9 protein-coding genes are annotated in these 18534 nt (G+C 38.9%); 7 read left to right on the top strand and 2 right to left on the bottom strand.

All coding sequences use genetic code 11. The annotated features are described in order from the left end of the window. Window positions 1–595 precede the first annotated feature (595 nt). From G7Y56_RS11485 to G7Y56_RS11455, 7 genes are all read left to right on the top strand, one after another. Window positions 596–3745 (top strand): TonB-dependent receptor, encoded by a 3150-nt coding sequence (locus tag G7Y56_RS11485; protein ID WP_165043564.1) that lies wholly within the window; start codon window positions 596–598, stop codon window positions 3743–3745. Between the two features lie 65 nt (window positions 3746–3810). Further along, window positions 3811–5349, top strand: a complete 1539-nt coding sequence (locus tag G7Y56_RS11480; protein WP_165020254.1) for a RagB/SusD family nutrient uptake outer membrane protein — start codon at window positions 3811–3813, stop codon at window positions 5347–5349. Between the two features lie 372 nt (window positions 5350–5721). After that, window positions 5722–8367, top strand: coding sequence for a glycoside hydrolase family 78 protein (locus tag G7Y56_RS11475; RefSeq protein ID WP_165043562.1), 2646 nt, complete (start codon window positions 5722–5724; stop codon window positions 8365–8367). A gap of 480 nt (window positions 8368–8847) precedes the next feature. After that, the gene (locus G7Y56_RS11470) at window positions 8848–10884 is read left to right on the top strand and encodes a glycoside hydrolase domain-containing protein (protein ID WP_165043561.1); all 2037 of its coding nucleotides are present in this window, start codon (window positions 8848–8850) and stop codon (window positions 10882–10884) included. 368 nt (window positions 10885–11252) lie between these two features. Continuing rightward, window positions 11253–14471 carry a glycosyl hydrolase gene (locus G7Y56_RS11465; protein ID WP_165043559.1) on the top strand — a complete coding sequence of 1073 codons (3219 nt, stop codon included), beginning with the start codon at window positions 11253–11255 and terminating at the stop codon, window positions 14469–14471. A 380-nt stretch (window positions 14472–14851) separates the two neighbouring features. Further along, window positions 14852–15181, top strand: coding sequence for a DHCW motif cupin fold protein (locus tag G7Y56_RS11460; RefSeq protein ID WP_165043557.1), 330 nt, complete (start codon window positions 14852–14854; stop codon window positions 15179–15181). Window positions 15182–15206: 25 nt separating this feature from the next. Further along, window positions 15207–16052 carry a patatin family protein gene (locus G7Y56_RS11455; RefSeq protein WP_165043555.1) on the top strand — a complete coding sequence of 282 codons (846 nt, stop codon included), beginning with the start codon at window positions 15207–15209 and terminating at the stop codon, window positions 16050–16052. Window positions 16053–16233: 181 nt separating this feature from the next. Here the strand turns inward: G7Y56_RS11455 and G7Y56_RS11450 are convergent, their stop codons facing one another. Next, window positions 16234–17544 (bottom strand): ABC transporter permease, encoded by a 1311-nt coding sequence (locus G7Y56_RS11450; RefSeq protein ID WP_165043553.1) that lies wholly within the window; start codon window positions 17542–17544, stop codon window positions 16234–16236. After that, window positions 17541–18452 carry an ABC transporter ATP-binding protein gene (locus tag G7Y56_RS11445; protein ID WP_165043551.1) on the bottom strand — a complete coding sequence of 304 codons (912 nt, stop codon included), beginning with the start codon at window positions 18450–18452 and terminating at the stop codon, window positions 17541–17543. Before G7Y56_RS11445 ends, G7Y56_RS11450 begins: the two co-directional genes overlap by 4 nt. Window positions 18453–18534: the final 82 nt, after the last annotated feature.

The raw sequence follows: 18534 nt of genomic DNA, 5'->3' as shown, positions 1-18534 counted from the left end.
GTATATAAATCATTTTATACAATACGCATTACCTTCAATCAACTACTTTTGTCGAATATGAAAGGTTTACACTTTTCATCGTTGAAGTGCAACGAAAAATACATTGTATCATTTTATACAGCTCCACCATAACAAGATTCTTGTGCAAAAGGTGAAAGCTAGCTGTAAATCTAATTGTAATAAATTAGATTTAAGTATTAAATCTATTACTAATCAATGTAAATTCATATTAAAACACACCTATACCTTTATGCTAAATAATAGACAAAAGCAGTCACTTTAAACACCTTTTTTCTTCTGAAAATTTGGAGGTTAGCTGCATTTTGAGAGAGTAATACAAAAGCAGGCGTATAGGCATAATATTGCAAAATTTATTCTATCCATAAGACGGATTTTTCATAAATATTCTGTCTATATTTTAAGTATAACAAACATCTACCTAGCTAGGGATACATTTAAATAATTCAATTTCTGACTAAAACTTCTGCTTATGTAACATTAAACCATTACCAACCCAATTTGAATGCCCTGCGAGCCTTTTGCCCGGGCAACTTTGAAGTGAAACATTCATAAAAACACATTAATTAAAAACGCTATGAAAAACAAAGATTTGTATCTTTTGCTAAAAGGATTCAGGGATACGCATTTCCCCAATCTTCTGGCTATCAAACTTACAATCGTTTTGCTATTTGCGGTTTCCCTCACTACCTACGCCGAGGACAACCACACGCAAGCAACCCAACAACAACGAATCATCACAGGAAATGTGAAAGATAATTCAGGTGAAGTTCTTACCGGAGTTAGTGTTGTAGAGAAAGGAACTACAAACGGAACGGTCACTGACATCGATGGTAATTACTCGATCCGAATCAGTGGAGAAAGAGCAACACTTGTATTCTCGTTTATCGGATATTCGACAAGAGAAATTCCTCTCGGACCCCAGTCGACTGTCGATGTATCACTCGTAGAAGACACCCGTCTCTTGGATGAAGTAATCGTAGTCAGCTACGGAACACAAAAGAAAAGAGATGTAACCGGAGCCATATCGAAAGTAGATGGTAGTACTCTACGCGACTTCCCTGTGGGACAGGTAGCACAAAAATTACAAGGACAGGTCGCCGGTGTTCAGATCAATCAAGTATCGGGTCAACCGGGACAAGGAATGACTATCCGTATACGTGGTGCTGCATCAGTTAACAGTGGTAACGAACCATTATACGTAGTAGATGGAATGCCGATCACATCAGGAATTAATAATATAAATCCGGATGAAATTGAGTCTTTCTCTATATTGAAAGACGCTTCTGCAACATCACTCTACGGATCACGCGCAGCGAATGGTGTGGTACTTATCACAACCAAAAGAGGAAAAGCAGGCAAAACCGACGTCAGTTTCAATGCATCGTATGGTATTCAAACCTTAAGAGGGTTAAAGAAACCCGATGTGATGAACGGACAAGAATATGCTCAGTACAAAAAAGAGTTTTACGAAGACAAAGCAAAATATGAAGGATACACCGGCGGTGTTCCTACGGAATATCAAAACCCTTCGATCTATGGTGAAGGAACAAACTGGTATGACGAATTGACCCGTGATGCCACTGTTCAAAACTATAGCTTAAGCGTTACAACAGGAAAAGACAAATTCAACGCTGCGGTATTCCTCGGTTACTTCAACCAAGATGGAGTTATGATCAACACCGGATTTCAACGCGCTTCTTTACGTGCCAACATCGATTATCAGGTAAATCCAAGATTAAAACTAGGATTAAATATAGCGCCTACATTCGTAATCGGTAATAATCAGGGAGTGGATGGTCACCGTAATATTTTGGGTGCTGCCATCGAAGCACCTCCAATCGTAGGTCCGTATGATGAAGATGGAAATCTTAGAGAATCTATTAATGCTCCCGGAGCATTTAATCAGGTAAACTGGGTTCGAAAAATGCAAGAAAGAACTGATAAAAATAAAACATTTACAGTGCTCAATAACTTCTTTGCAGAACTGGATATCTGGGATGGAATTAAATATAAGCTACAAGCTGGAGCCGATATATCAAGTAATAATCGTCGCGTATTTAACCCTTCGACATCTGCCGGCAACTGGAATTCGACCCCGCCATGGAAGGCCAGCGGAGAATATCACACAGGCTTCAACTACAACTGGACTGTTGAAAATATGTTGACTTACGACAAAACGTTTTCAGAAAAGCATAAGTTAAACTTATTAGCAGGTTACAGTGCTCAAAAATCGACATGGGAAGGTAGCTCGCTATACGGATCAGACTATCCCGATGACGAAATTCCTTGGATAGATGGAGCTGCGACAAAAGGAGGTTCAAAAAACACGAACAGCACCAATAGCTGGGCTTTAGCCTCAATGATCGGCCGTGTTAATTATAGTTTTATGGATCGTTATTTACTACAAGCCACAATACGTAGAGATGGTTGTTCTCGCTTCGGTTCAGGGAATAAATATGCCAATTTCCCATCTATTTCGGCTGGATGGATCGTGTCTGACGAATCGTTTATGGAACCGCTTACCAGAACTATGAATTATCTAAAACTCCGTGCCAGCTATGGGATAACAGGAAACTACAATATCGGTAACTATAACCACATTGCCGAGTTAGAGAATAAAAATTATGTATTTGATGATGCTTTAGTGTCAGGACAGGCATTGAAACGTATCGGAAACAATAAACTTACATGGGAAGAAAACAAGCAATTCGACATCGGTGTAGATTTTGGATTCCTCAATGATCGCATCTATGTAATGTATGACTATTATCACAAAAGAACCGATGGAATGCTTTATCAGATAGATATACCGACTTCGACAGGATTCAGCAAAATCGATTCAAATGTGGGAGATTTCAAATCGTGGGGACATGAATTCACTGTTATCTCAAGAAATATAGACGGTGTTTTTAAATGGACTACAAACTTCAACTTGTCCATTAATAAAAACAAAATATTAAAACTGGGAACAAACAATACACCTATTGGCGCTTACGGAAAAGACAGCGATTTCAACCGCCTACAAGTAGGACAACCAATCGGCGTTTTCGTTGGATTTATTTACGACGGAGTGTACATGACTCAGGAAGATTTTAACAATAGTCCAAAATACGCGACTTCTGATGTAGGAACAGCCAAAATGAGAGATATAGATGGTGACGGCGAAATCACATTCGAAGGCGACCGCACAATTATCGGAGATCCTAACCCTGATTTTATTTATGGTATTACGAATGAATTTTACTACAAAAACTTCGACTTAAGTATCCTTATTTCAGGACAAGTAGGTGGAGATGTTATGAATGCCAACTACGAGGACACAGAAAACCTTGATGGTGTATTCAACGTAAGAAAATACGTAGCTGATCGCTGGCGTTCTCTCGAGAATCCGGGTAACGGTTTAGTACCGAGAACCAAATCAGGAACAACCGAATTATATCGTTTTGCCAACTCGCATTGGGTATCTGATGCTTCATATCTGGCAATAAAGAATGTAACATTAGGCTATACTTTCCAGTTCAAACCTAACGATTATATATCTAAAGCCAGGGTATTCCTGACTGCTCAGCAACTAGCTGTTTTCACTAAATATAAAGGTTTGAATCCTGAAATCGGCATATACGACTCAGGAAGCGCAACACGTAGCTGGCAAGGACTAGGTATTGACAGAACGACATACCCTGTACCACGTATCTTTAGCATCGGATGTAACATAACATTCTAAAGTTAAAGCAATTATTAGTTGCAATAATGTCATATAAATAAATGAATTTCATTAAAAGAAACATTATGAAAAAACGAATTAGTATATATATAACTTCTGTCCTCTTACTTTTCGGATGTTCAGATAGTTTTCTGGATTTAAGCCCGGAGAGTAACCTGTCCGACAAAACTTTTTTCCAGACAGAAGACCAATTTGAACGGGCAACAGCCGGTGTTTACGAAGCCGTAAGATCGACAGTCGGAAAATCAGGATTCCTGATGGGAGAAGAAAGGTCAGACAATGCGCATTATGTGCGCAACGAAGTAGATCGCGGACAGCGCCCGGCAGAAGACATCGCCGATTTTACCGACGATGCTATAAATCCCCTTACAAACCAGTTTTACAACGATTGTTTTTCGGGTATAGCCAAAGCAAATACTGTAATACAACGTCTTCACGAGAAAAGTTTCTCCGAAGAATTCAACAATAAAATAGAAGGACAAGCCAAATTCCTTAGAGCCTATTTTTACTTTGAATTAGTAAGATATTACGGTGGTGTTTCTCTTAATCTCCAAATAGTAGAGAGTGGAGACGACAAAGCCTTCTTACCTCGATCGAGTGTAGAAGAGGTATATGCTCAAATTGTTGCAGACCTCGAAGATGCAGAAAGAATGCTAAGTAATCCGACTTTCAATGATAAAGGAAAACAATCGGGAAGAGCAAGTAAAGGATCGGCAAAAATGTTGTTAGCCAGAGTACTGATGACAAAACCGACGCGCGATTATGCCAAAGCTGAAACTTTGTTGAAAGAGATTACTAAAATGGGCTATAGCCTGATAGATTATACCGACTTGTTTGACCCTAATTACAAAAATAGCAAAGAGTCGATATTTGAGGTACAGTTCAAACAAGGTGACGACGGACAACAAAGTAGCTTTATATACAGAATGATGCCTCTGACCAACGATGGGAAAGCCATTACAGGGGTAGCCGGTAGTAACAATACCAGTAACGGAGGATATGTAATACCAACGCAAGAAATGGTAAATTCGTACGAAGCGGGAGACAAGCGTCTTGACAGATCTATTGCTGTAGCAGTTGGGAAAACAGATACACAAAGTGGTATTATGAGAATAGATGCTGTATTGAAAGTAGGAGATCCGGAAATTGCGAATTATCCATCGTATTGCTATTTCGTAAACAAATATAGAAATCCGCATGCCAAAATAGATAATACGGATGATAACTGGCCGGTATATCGCTATGCAGATGTATACTTATCATTAGCAGAATGCTTGGTTGAACAAAACCGTGCAAGTGAAGCCATTCCTTATGTTAACGAAGTGCGCAAGCGAGCAGGATTGGCAGATGTTACGGCTGTAACGGCAAAAGTTGTAGCAGATGAACGTCGTCATGAATTTGCTTTCGAAAACAAACGCTGGCACGATCTTATTCGCACAGGCGAAGCAATCACGGTGATGAATGCTTATGGAGTGAAAATGAAAGCTCTCTATCCTTACATTGAGGCAAGAGCATACAATGTGACAAAAGAGCGTTTGATTTTCCCGTTGCCATACCGCGAACTTCAAATAAACAGTAAATTGACACAGAACCCAGGTTATTGATGCATATTTTTATATCCGCAGAAATTATCGGTTTATACTGGTGGTTTCTGCGGATTTTTTATTCTGAAAAAATAGCTCTTAACTGAGCTATACAAGCTTCTACAATTAAAATGACAGCAGCATTCGGCACTCCACATCTTTTCACTGTCAATTTTTCAAGTATCTAAATCATTTTACTCAATACTATATTATTATCGATAGATTACTTTTGTTTATTGTAGAGACATTTTATCCTTATTTGAATAAAATACATGCAATATCAAATTTTGAATATTGAAACAAAACTCTGGATATTAATTTAATTATTACCTTTAAATCCAGTTTATCCGGACAATCTCTATCGACTAATCTATTTAACCTCTAAATATTAATATGGTGAGAACTTATTTACTAGCTATTATTTTAGCAATGTCTGCCAATCTTTTGATTGCACAGACAGGAACAGTTTGCAAGCCTGAAAATCTGAGCTGCGAACACCTTACAAGCCCACTTGGTGTGGATACCCCTACCCCCCGATTGTCGTGGATGATAGACGATAGCCGACTAGGAGCAGCACAAACTGCCTATCAATTGATTGTAGGAACCGACTCAATGGCGGTGGTAAACGGGCAGGGAAACACGTGGGATTCAAAGAAGAAAAATTCAGATGCCATACTCGTTACTTATGCCGGCAAAGAATTAAATCCTTTTACACGCTACTACTGGAAGGTAAACGTATGGGATAAGGACGGACAATTAGCTCAATCGGATGTTACAGCATTCGAAACAGGAATGATGGGTATGAAAAACTGGCAAGGCGCATGGATTGGCGACCAAAGAGGTATCGATTATAAACCGGCACCTTATTTCAGAAAGACATTCGATACAAAGAAAACAGTTAAATCGGCACGTGCATATATTGCCGTTGCAGGATTATACGAGTTATATATAAATGGAGAGAAGATAGGCAACCACCGACTCGACCCCATGTACACACGCTTCGACAGAAGAACATTGTATGTAACCTACGATGTAACAAAACAGTTGCAGCAAGGCAAAAATGCAATCGGTGTATTGCTTGGTAACGGATGGTATAATCATCAATCGATAGGAGTATGGGATTTCGACAAAGCTCCGTGGCGTAACCGTCCTACATTTTGCATGGACTTACGCATTACTTACACCGATGGGTCTGTTGAAGTTATACCAACAGAAAGAGACTGGAAGACATCATCGGGCGCAGTTGTATTCAATAGTATATATACAGCCGAACATTACGACGCACGTTTAGAACAAAAAGGATGGAACACTCCTTCGTTTGACGATTCGCAATGGAGAGGTGTGGGCTATAGAGGTGCACCATCTCAGAATATATTTTCACAACAAATGCAACCGATCCGCAATGTGGAAACGATACCTGCTAAAACTATCAAACAACTGAACGATAGCACTTACATTTTCGATCTGCAAAGAAATATAGCCGGTGTTACAAAAATCAAAGTATCAGGTGAAGAGGGAACAGTCGTTAGAATTAAACATGGCGAACGCTTATACGAAAATGGTCATATAGATATGTCTAACATAGATGTATATCACCGTCCGAAAGACGACAAAGATCCATTCCAAACCGATATCCTTACATTAAGCGGAAATGGAGAGGATGAATTCATGGCGAAATTCAACTACAAAGGATTCCGATACGTAGAGGTAACCAGCAGTAAACCTGTTAAACTAGATATAAATAGTATTACAGGCTACTTTATGCACAGTGATGTTGCTCCTGTAGGAGAAATCAAAACATCGAACCAACTTGTAAACAAATTATGGTGGGCCACAAACAATGCCTATCTGTCAAATTTAATGGGATTTCCTACTGATTGCCCTCAACGTGAGAAAAACGGATGGACAGGCGACGGACATTTTGCTATAGAAACAGCATTATATAATTTCGATGGTATTACCATTTACGAAAAATGGCTTGCTGACCACCGCGACGAACAGCAACCAAATGGTGTTCTTCCGGATATCATCCCGACAGGTGGCTGGGGATACGGCACCGAGAACGGATTGGATTGGACAAGTACAATTGCTATTATACCATGGGAAGTATATATGTTCTATGGTGACAGCAAATTACTTGCCGATTGCTATGAAAACATAAAAAGGTATGTCAACTATGTAGACCGCACGAGTCCCGATGGTTTGACTTCATGGGGCAGAGGTGACTGGGTACCTGTTAAATCGCGTTCATCAAAAGAACTTACCTCATCTATATATTATTATGTGGATGCGACAATATTAGCTAAAGCTGCTAAATTATTCGGCAAGCAAGACGACTATGTACATTACACGGCATTAGCAGAAAAAATAAAAAATGCTGTAAATGCAAAATACCTCAATAGAGAGACAGGCATCTATGCAAGCGGAACTCAAACGGAATTAAGTGTTCCATTACAATGGGGTGTTGTTCCCGAAGAATTAAAAATTAAGGTGGCGCAAAATCTTGCTAAGAAAGTAGAAGAAGCCGGATTTCACTTGGATGTAGGTGTATTGGGAGCGAAAGCTATACTAAATGCTTTGAGTGAAAACGGACAGGCCGAGACTGCTTATAAAGTAGCTGCACAAGACACATACCCTTCGTGGGGATGGTGGATTGCAAACGGAGCAACAACGCTTCTTGAGAACTGGGATCTTAAAGCGGAACGCGATATATCAGACAATCATATGATGTTTGGCGAAATAGGAGGCTGGTTTTTCAAAGGATTAGGCGGTATAAAACCCGATCCGGAGCAACCCGGATTTAAACATATCATCCTTCGTCCGAACTTTGTAGAAGGATTAACTCAATCTGAAACCAAACACCGTTCGCCTTATGGCATGATTGTTTCACAATGGGAACGTAAAAAGAAAAATATCACTTATAATATCGAAATCCCTGCGAATAGCAGTGCGACTTTATATTTACCGGAAGATATAAAAGGAGAACAGGTTATAAAATTAGAAGCTGGTAAACACTCGTTAAAATTAAGCCGAAAATAAGAAAGACTTAAGAACTCTGACTTATTTATAAGTCATCCTTGTAAAAGTAAAAGCCCTCTTTGATTTCTCCTAAAGAAGAAAAATCAAAGAGGGTTTGTGGATGAATAATGTGTTAATCTCTCTGTCATTCCGAACTGAAAGGAGGAATCTATTTCCTTATAGCAGAGTTGAGATCCCTCACTACGTTTCGAGATGACAAAGAGAAAGGATTACAAAGAGACAAAAGTCCCCAAGAGAAGGAGCAGCATTCTCCTTGGGAGAGTTGGAAAGGCTCTAAATGAAATATAAATACGTTCTATTATTTATTCATATATCGCTTTGTTTATCGGTTTAAACTCTGATAATACATTTATTCAACTCTTCTGATATTACCACAGAAGAGTTGAATTATTTAAAGGCTATACCCCTTTATATTTCGACTGAAAGCTTCGAAGGGTTAACATTTTTTCCTACTTTTACTTTTCAAATTTATCAATCATCATGAAAAAACCTAAAACATCTTGCACTGTAGCATTTAAAGCTCTTATCTTCATCTTTTTATTCTCAAGTGCATCGCTTTCGTTTGCTCAGAAAAGTAAATATGTAGACCTATTTATCGGTACAGCCGGAGACAATGGTCAGGTAGATCCTGCGGCGTGTGTACCCTACGGGATGGTACGAGTTGCCCCCGACTCCGACCCTCGCAGCCACAGCGGGTACGATTATAATGTTGATCAGATATCCGGATTTTCCGTTAACCGCCTGTCGGGAATTGGTTGTAGTGGTGCAGGAGGTAATTTCAGTATGAAACCGGGAAGACAAACAGATACTTTACGGATTGTGAAGAAGACTGAATCGGCAATACCGGGATATTATACTGTAGCTCTCAACAATGGTGTAATAGCTGAATTTACTGCAACTAAAAATATTGCATTCCAAAGATATTCGTTCCCAAAAAATGAAGAAACATTCCTCACATTTAATGTAGCATCTTCCTTTACCAAAATTTTAGATAGTAGTTATGAAATAATCTCTGCAAATGAGATAAGAGGATACATTCAAGCAGGTAATACCTGCGATCACGGAGCATACAAATTATACTTTAGTATGACTACCAGCAAGCCATTCGGAATTACGGCAGAAACAGACAAAGGAATCGAACTCGCTTTTGGCAAAGCTGATAAAAAACCGCTTGAAGTAAGAATTGCCATCTCTCCGATCAATACTGAAACAGCCAAAGAAGAAAATATATTTCAGACATATAACAGTTTTGACAAAATAAAGAAACAAGCAACATCAGCATGGGATAATGTATTATCTAAAATTGATGTAACGGGAGGAAGCGAAGAAAATAAAACCCTGTTTTACACTTCTTTGTACAGAGTATTTTTAAGCCCTGCAAATACCACATCATGGAACAACAAATATCTTGGAACAGACGGTAAAATACGTAAGGCCGAGGATTTCATCTATTATAGTTCATGGTCGATGTGGGATTCGTACCGCACTAAATTTCCTCTGATTACTTTGCTCGATGCTCCCGCAATGAAAGACATCAGCAATTCTCTTTGCAAGCTATTCATGTACGGAAAGAAAGACTGGGCTACAGATTTCGAATCTACACCGACTGTACGCACAGAACATAGTATAGTTGTTTTATTGGATGCTTATAACAAAGGAATTCCAAATATCGATCTGAAAGGAGCATATGCCGGTATGAAAGCCGAAATGGAAACGCTTAAAACCGAACGTCCCGATCAAGCTTTTGAAACATCTATCGACCTTTGGGCCATGTCTAAAGTTGCGGCAATACTTGGCGAAACTGCCGATGCAGATATGTATGCAAAGAAGTCAAAAGACATCTTTCTTACAGCATGGGAAAAAGATTTCAAAAATGTGGATGATACATATACGAAAATGAAAGGTAGTGGTTTATATCAAGGTACACGCTGGCAATATCGCTGGGCTCTTCCCCAATATCTGGATGAAATGGCAGAAAGTGTTGGTGGCAAGGAGGTTCTGGCAAAACAATTAGACTACTTTTTCCAAAACAGCCTTAATAACCAAGGTAACGAACCGGGCATTCACGCCCCATTTATATTTAACAGACTTGGACAGCCCGAAAAAGGTCAACAGGTTGCCTACAATATCTTAAATACCGACATGAAGCATATCTATGGCGGTAATGCTGAATATCCCGAGCCTCGCCATGGTAGAGTATTTAGCGCCAAACCCGAAGGCTATTTGTTTGAAATGGATGAAGATGACGGAACGATGAGTGCCTGGTATGTATTTGCTTCAATGGGGCTTTTCCCTCTGGTTGTCGGAGAACCATTCTATGAAATAACTTCTCCAAACTTCGAGACTGTTACCATTCAAGTAGGCAAGGGTAAGAAATTGATTATAAAATCAATCAATAAACTATCGCCTACCAGCCCAATCAAACAAGTACGATTTAACAATTCTGTTATTTCTGATTTCAGAATTAATCATAACGACATAGCAGAAAAAGGAGGCGTATTAGAACTTGAATATTAAATCAAGGTATGATATCCGAATGTAATATTCGACAAAACTGTATTTTGAAAGTAATCGGAATACAGTTTTTCATTTTACAAAGAAGCTCTCTTGACTTTTTGTTTTTCGTATTATTTTGTCATCCTAAGGAACGAAGTATCTCGGTTGCGAGATGCTTTAACTATCGTTCAGCATGACAGAGAGTGTAAAAAACAAAGAGAAAGCCTTTTAAATAGTCAAGGAGACTTCAAAGGATAATCTGAATTTAATATCATTTATCAAAGTTTTTTTATCAAAAAATACATAGTTACAACAATTAGATAAGCTAATTTGCGATATAGGATTTCGCCCCCGTTAACTATGAAAATATCATTAAATACACTAATAATATGAATAAACTACTTAGATCGTCTGTGATAGTAGTAATGAGCTTTCTGATCCTGTCTTCATACATAGAGCCTGCATCAGGAAAAGATTTTGCTCCTGTGAAAAATGGATTTATAACTCCTCCCGATACCATACAGACCAGTGTATATTGGTACTGGATCAACGACAATATCTCGAAAGAGGCTGTTGTGAAAGACCTGCAATCGATGAAAAAAGTGGGTATCAACCGTGCTTTCATCGGCAATATAGGTGATCAAGCTAATGCTTACGGGAATATAAAACTCTTTTCTGATGAATGGTGGGAGGTTATGCACACGGCACTTAAAACAGCAACTGAATTAGGTATCGAGATAGGTATTTTTAATGGTCCGGGATGGAGTCAATCTGGTGGTCCCTGGATAAAAACAGAACAGTCGATGCGCTATTTAGCATCGTCCGAACTACAAGTAAAAGGTCCGCGAAAACTAACACAGAAGTTGGAACAACCAACTGACGAATTTGAAGATGTGAAAGTTCTTGCATGGCCGGTTAGCCCCGGTTACCGTCAGAATCTGCTAGATATACCAAGCGCTAAAATAAAAATTTCGGATAATGTAGTTGCACCGTTAGTTTTAAACAATTCGGCACGATTTGCATTTGCTAACAGTGAAGAATATATAGATGTAGTTCTACCGCAAAAATCTATTGCACGAAGTTTAGTTATTTATCCTAAGGGAAATATTCATGCAGAGTGTGAATTGCAAATAAAAGATGGTGATAAATTTCATACAATAAGAAAGTTTAATATAAATAGGACAAACCCGGCTCTTAATGTCGGATTTATGCCTTTTGCACCCATTGCAATATCTTTACCCGAAGTCAGCAGTTTTGAGTTCCGCATTGTTTTTAACAAGATGAATAAAGATGTCGAGATATCTGACATTATTCTTTCTCCGACCCCTATCGTAGAACGGTATGCTGAGAAAACATTAGCAAAGATGTTTCAATCACCACTACCCTATTGGGATGAGTATTTGTGGGAACCACAACCATTGATTTATGATCCTGCGGGTTTGGTTAAGCCTGAGCAGATACAGGATATATCCTCGTATATGTCGGCCGATGGCACTCTTATATGGAGTGTACCAAAGGGCGATTGGATTATTATGCGAACAGGAATGGCTCCAACAGGAGTAGTCAATGCCCCCGCTTCACCCGAAGGAGAAGGTCGTGAAATTGACAAAATGAGTAAGGAGCATGTGGCAAGTCACTTCGATGCTTTTATGGGAGAAATAATAAAGCGTATTCCTGCTGCTGACCGTAAGTCCTGGAAAGTAGTAGTTCAGGATAGTTATGAAACAGGTGGACAGAACTTTACTGATGATTTCCTTAAAGAATTTGAACAACGATACGGTTACGATCCACTTCCTTATCTGCCTGTTTTCAAAGGGTACACCATTGGAAGTCAGGATTTATCCGATCGTTTTCTATGGGATTTACGACGTCTGATAGCAGATAAAGTTTCGTACGACTATGTAGGCGGTCTTCGAAAAATAAGTCACCAACATGGGCTTACCACGTGGCTGGAAAATTATGGTCACTGGGGATTTCCCGGCGAATTTCTGCAATATGGCGGACAATCGGACGAAATTGGCGGTGAATTCTGGAGCGAAGGCGATTTAGGCGATATAGAGAATCGTGCTGCATCGTCATCTGCGCATATCTATGGAAAAAGCAAGGTATCGGCAGAATCGTTTACCTGTGCAAACAATGTCTTTAGCCGTTATCCTGCTACGATGAAAAAACGTGGAGACTGGTCGTTTACAGAGGGTATAAACAATACGCTTTTACATGTTTATATTCAACAGGCACACGAAGATAAAGATCCGGGAATGAATGCCTGGTTTGGAAATGAATTTAACCGAAAAAACACGTGGTTTAATCACATGGATTTATTCGTGAATTATCTTAAACGTAGCAATTTTATGCTTCAACAAGGGTTAAATGTAGCCGATGTAGCTTATTATATCGGAGACGATGCGCCAAAAATGACAGGAATTCGTGACCCCGAATTACCCAAAGGATATTCTTTCGATTATATTAATGGAGAAGTTATCTTACGCGACCTACAAGTAAAAGAAGGACGCTTGGTTCTACCTCACGGAACATCATACCGCATACTCGTATTGCCAAAGCTAGAAACAATGCGTCCTGAAATATTGAGTAAAATAGAGCAATTAGTTGCCAATGGAGCTACCGTACTTGGTCCTCCGCCTAGCTATTCACCAAGTATGGAAAGATACCCTAAAGCCGATCAGGAAATAAAACAGATGGCATCCAATATGTGGGGAAGTATCGCCGTAAAACAGCGCAGATATGGCAAAGGAACGATCCTGACGGACATGAGTATGACCGAAGCTTTAGATATATTAAAAGTTGCACCCGATTGTAGGTTTAACGATAGTGATCCGGTACTATATAATCATCGTACTGTGGATGGCAATGAAATTTATTTTATCACCAATCAAAGTGAGGAACGCATACAGATAAATCCGAAATTCAGAGTAGATGGCATGCAACCCGAGTTATGGGATGCAGTAAACGGCACCACCCGTTTATTGCCTGCTTTCAGTTCGGTGAAAGGAATAACAACTGTGCCAATACAATTGGAACCGCTAGAAAGTGCATTTATTGTATTCCAGCAAAAAGGGGAGCCGACAGCATCGACTATCGAAGCCAACTACCCACATCCTCAATTGGTAGAAACTATAAATTCACCTTGGAAAGTTCAATTCGAATCGGATAAAGTGAGACGCGGACCTGCGGAAACTATTACATTCAATAAACTTACCGACTGGTCTCAACATGACGATCAACGTATCCGCTATTATTCGGGAACAGGGATATACACAACCAGTTTCAATCTGAAAGAAAAACCTAAAGATGAATTATATCTCGATCTCGGTAAAGTGAGTGTAATGGCCAAAGTAAAAGTAAACGGACAATATGTGGGAGGTGTATGGACTGCACCTTATCGTTTGAATATTTCTAAGTTCACAAAAAAAGGCAATAATACACTCGAAATAGAGGTTGCGAGCACATGGGTAAATCGCCTCATCGGAGACTTACGTTTACCCGAAGCTGAACGGAACACGTGGCTGGAAGTAAATACATGGAAAGCCGATTCACCGTTGCAATCGTCGGGATTAATCGGACCTGTCAGATTGGTTAATATCAAATAAGGGTTAGAACAAAATACTCTTTCGTACAATCATTTCTTTATTTGGAAGTCGTCTATATTTTTTGTTTATTCTTTTTTCTCACCATCCTGAGATACAAAAGATATTGAAATATAGATGCTTCGCTTCGTTCAAGTATAACCAAGAGAATAAAATATATAAAAGAAAAATATATGCTATGCATTTAAGAAATATTCCATAGATTTGCAGCGAGTTATTTAAGGAAAAACAATGCAATATGCAGAAATAAGTCAGCTAGAATCGTCGCCTTCGAAGCTGTTGATTCTCATTTAAATTCTTATAATCAGCAAATTATTTACAAAGGTAAATTTGTAAAATATAAACTGTTACTTATATAAATAAAAAACTGGAAGGATTGTGATATGAAAATTCAAGATGTTCCATTTTGTACAATTGATTGGAGTACTGTATCGCCAACAACACACCCGGGAATACAAGGAGAGGCTTACTGGCGGACTTTTGAAATGGGGAACATACGTGTTCGTATGGTAGAATACACCCCTGATTATTTAGCTGACCATTGGTGTAGCAGAGGGCATGTTTTATTCGTTTTAAGCGGCACCTTAGTTACAGAATTATCTGACGGGAGGAAATTTACACTTAATCCAGGCACAAGTTATCAGGTTGCTGACGACGTAAACCCTCATCGCTCTTACACGAAAGATGGTGCTACTCTTTTTATAGTAGATTAACCCAATAACTGAGTAATAACTTAATATGATTGATACAAAAGATATAGGATTAGTTCTGGAAGGCGGGGGGATGCGCGGTGTGTTCACGTGTGGTGTGTTAGACTATTTTATGGACAACGACATCTACTTCCCTTATACGATAGGAGTTTCAGCAGGAGCATGCAACGGGCTTTCGTTCATGTCACGCCAGCGGGGAAGAGCCAAATACAGCAATATTGATTTACTGGAAAAGTACAAATACATAGGGATTAAGCACTTTATCAGAAAAAGGAACATTATGGATTTCGATCTGCTTTTCGATAAGTTCCCCAATCATATTATCCCTTATGATTACAACACTTACTTTGAATCTCCCCACCGTTTTGAAATGGTGACAACCAATTGCCTTACAGGCGAGTCGAACTACTTTGAAGAAAAATCGAGTACCGAACGGGTGATTGACATTGTAAAAGCATCGGGTAGCCTGCCGATAATGTGCCCCATTGCATATGTAGATCAGATACCAATGCTTGACGGCGGCATATGTAATTCTATACCGATAGAGCGAGCTATAGACCAAGGGTACAAAAAAAACATTGTTGTATTGACCCGCAATAAAGGCTATCGCAAAACAAGTAAAGACATAAAAATACCTTCATTCGTATACAAAAAATATCCTGCCGTTAGAAAAGCTCTTAGTAACAGAAATGCGTCATACAACTCTCAACTAGATTTGGTAGATAAGCTGGAAGAAGAAGGGGTTATTTCTGTTATACGCCCACAAAAGCCAATGATTGTAGATCGTATTGAGAAAAATACTAAAAAATTAATAGCCCTCTATGAAGAAGGTTATGAATGCGCAAAAGCTATTAATGATATTAAATTAACTTGAGTTTGCTAGATAAAGAATAATGAAATTTCTACTCTCATTTGTCATCCCGAACTGAAAGGAGGGATCTCAACCTTTCCTTGTTGTAGTATACAGATCCCTCCTTTCAGTTCGGGATGACAAAATGGACGAAACTAACTCATACTTATATAGGGTTTATATCAAACCACATTAAGTTATAATCTTATTTATAGCTTAACCATTTAAATAATTCCTTAAAACTAACTTTCTTACCATACATCAGTATTCCTGTACGATAAATCTTAGCCGCTAATTTCACCATAAGTATCGAAGTTGCATAAAGCAATACAATAGATAGAGCCAGTTCCCATATCGGAATCTCGAATGGCGTGCGCACCATCATTACAATAGGAGAAGTAAACGGTATGAGTGAACACCAGAAAGCAATAGAACCTTCGGGATTACTTGCCGCAGCAAACCCTGTATAAAAGGCTACCATAAGAATTACCATAACAGGAGTAATAAATTGTTGTGCTTCCTGCGAATCATTCGCTGCCGAACCAAACATGGCAAATAAAGATGCAAACAGCAGATAACCGCCGATAAAGTACAGAATAAAACAAACCACAACCTGAAACCAATTGATGCTAAACAAACCGGCCAACCCCGAAGCTATTTCAGGATTATTATTCATCATAGACATCATTTGTTGCATGTCAGCAGAATTCATATCGGGAGTTTGTATTCCCATAAAAATGCTTATGCCCAACATTGCTACAATACCGACACCTAACCATATCATCAGTTGAGTCAGTCCGGTCAAAGCCACACCTATTATTTTACCCATCATCAAGTCGAAAGGCTTGACTGATGAGATAATAACCTCTATTATTCTATTCGTTTTCTCTTCTACAACACTTTGCATCACCATCGATCCATACATCATAATAAAAAAGAACATACAGAACGTAAATGCCATACCTGCCACGGATGCCACTTCACCCAAAGTATCCGCACTTTTACCCTCCGTATCCCAACGCATTGTTCTGATCTGAATCTGATCTTTCGATTTTAGTATATTTTGCAAGTTGACCACAATCTGCGGTTCAAGATTATTTTCGGCTGTAAAATTTTCTATTTTCTTAGCTCTGATAGCATCTGTTAATACATCATTTATATATCTGATCAAGTCTCTCGGTGGTTGCTGTTGCTCAGACAAGAATGTGACTGCTGCCGGATTCTCGGACAGATTGCCGTCTATTTGCAAAAGAGCGTCCATCTTCCCCTGACTGGTACTATTATCAATCGGGACAAACTGATATGTGTCTGACGGCTCGAACAGATTAGCGTATAATCCGGTATTGTCAATCACAAAGACCGTTTTTATAGATGATTCGTTCATCGACGACAGTAAAGCCGGAAGTGCTATAACGGCTATAAATAAAAATGGGGTTAATATGGTAGTAAGAATAAAAGCCTTCGTCTTTACCCTCGATGTATATTCGCGATGTATAATTAATTTTAATGCTTTCATTCTGCTGGTTTTGATACGATTTGTATAAATATATCATTCATGGTTGGTAGTTCTTCTTCAAAAGACAGAATCTCGTATTTAGAGGCTACTTCCTGAATTAGATCAGAATTAGATGCTTCATCATTTCGTTGAATACGAACTTCTACTATACCTTTTTCAGTAGCTTGCGAAAGCACTGCAAAGTGCGATGATTCTACATTAAAATTATCCCCTACCACTTGCAGTTTGAATATGTGTTTTCTGTATCGGGCACGAATATCTTTAACATTACCCTGAAGAACAACTTTCGATTTATTGATCAGAGTTATTTCATCGCAAAGCTCTTCGACCGATTCCATATTGTGTGTAGAAAGGATGATTGTTTTACCCTTTGCCTTCAATTCCAGTATCTCGTTCTTTAGCAATTCGGCATTTACAGGATCGAATCCGCTGAAAGGTTCGTCGAGGATGAACAGATCGGGCTCGTGGATAACAGTTGCAATAAACTGTATCTTTTGCTGCATACCTTTTGATAGCTCTTCGACTTTCTTATTCTCCCACGAAGCTATATCAAACTTTTGAAGCCAGTATAACATTCTCTCTTTAGCATCATCTTTCGATAATCCTTTTAGTCGGGCAAGGAAAATAATATGCTCTCCAACTTTCATCTTCTTATACAAACCCCTTTCTTCGGGCAGATAACCTATATTGAAGATATCTTCTCCGGTAGATGGTTTTCCATTGATAAGAACATGTCCATTATCGGGAGCTGTTATTCTATTAATAATACGGATTAGAGAAGATTTGCCTGCCCCATTGGGACCAAGTAAACCATATACACAGCCGCGGGGCACTTCCAGAGTCACACCGTTAAGAGCTGTATAATCACCATATTGCTTTACAATATCATGAGCTTCGAGATAAAACATATTTTATTTATTTTTTAGGTCGCAGACCTTTTTATTGTACTTAATACTATATTGTTAGTCGCAACATGGACCTGAAAATCAC

Origin of the sequence: Dysgonomonas sp. ZJ709 (assembly GCF_011039195.1) — a bacterium.
Classification (GTDB): Bacteria; Bacteroidota; Bacteroidia; order Bacteroidales; family Dysgonomonadaceae; genus Dysgonomonas.
This window is presented reverse-complemented; position numbering and strand designations above follow the sequence as displayed.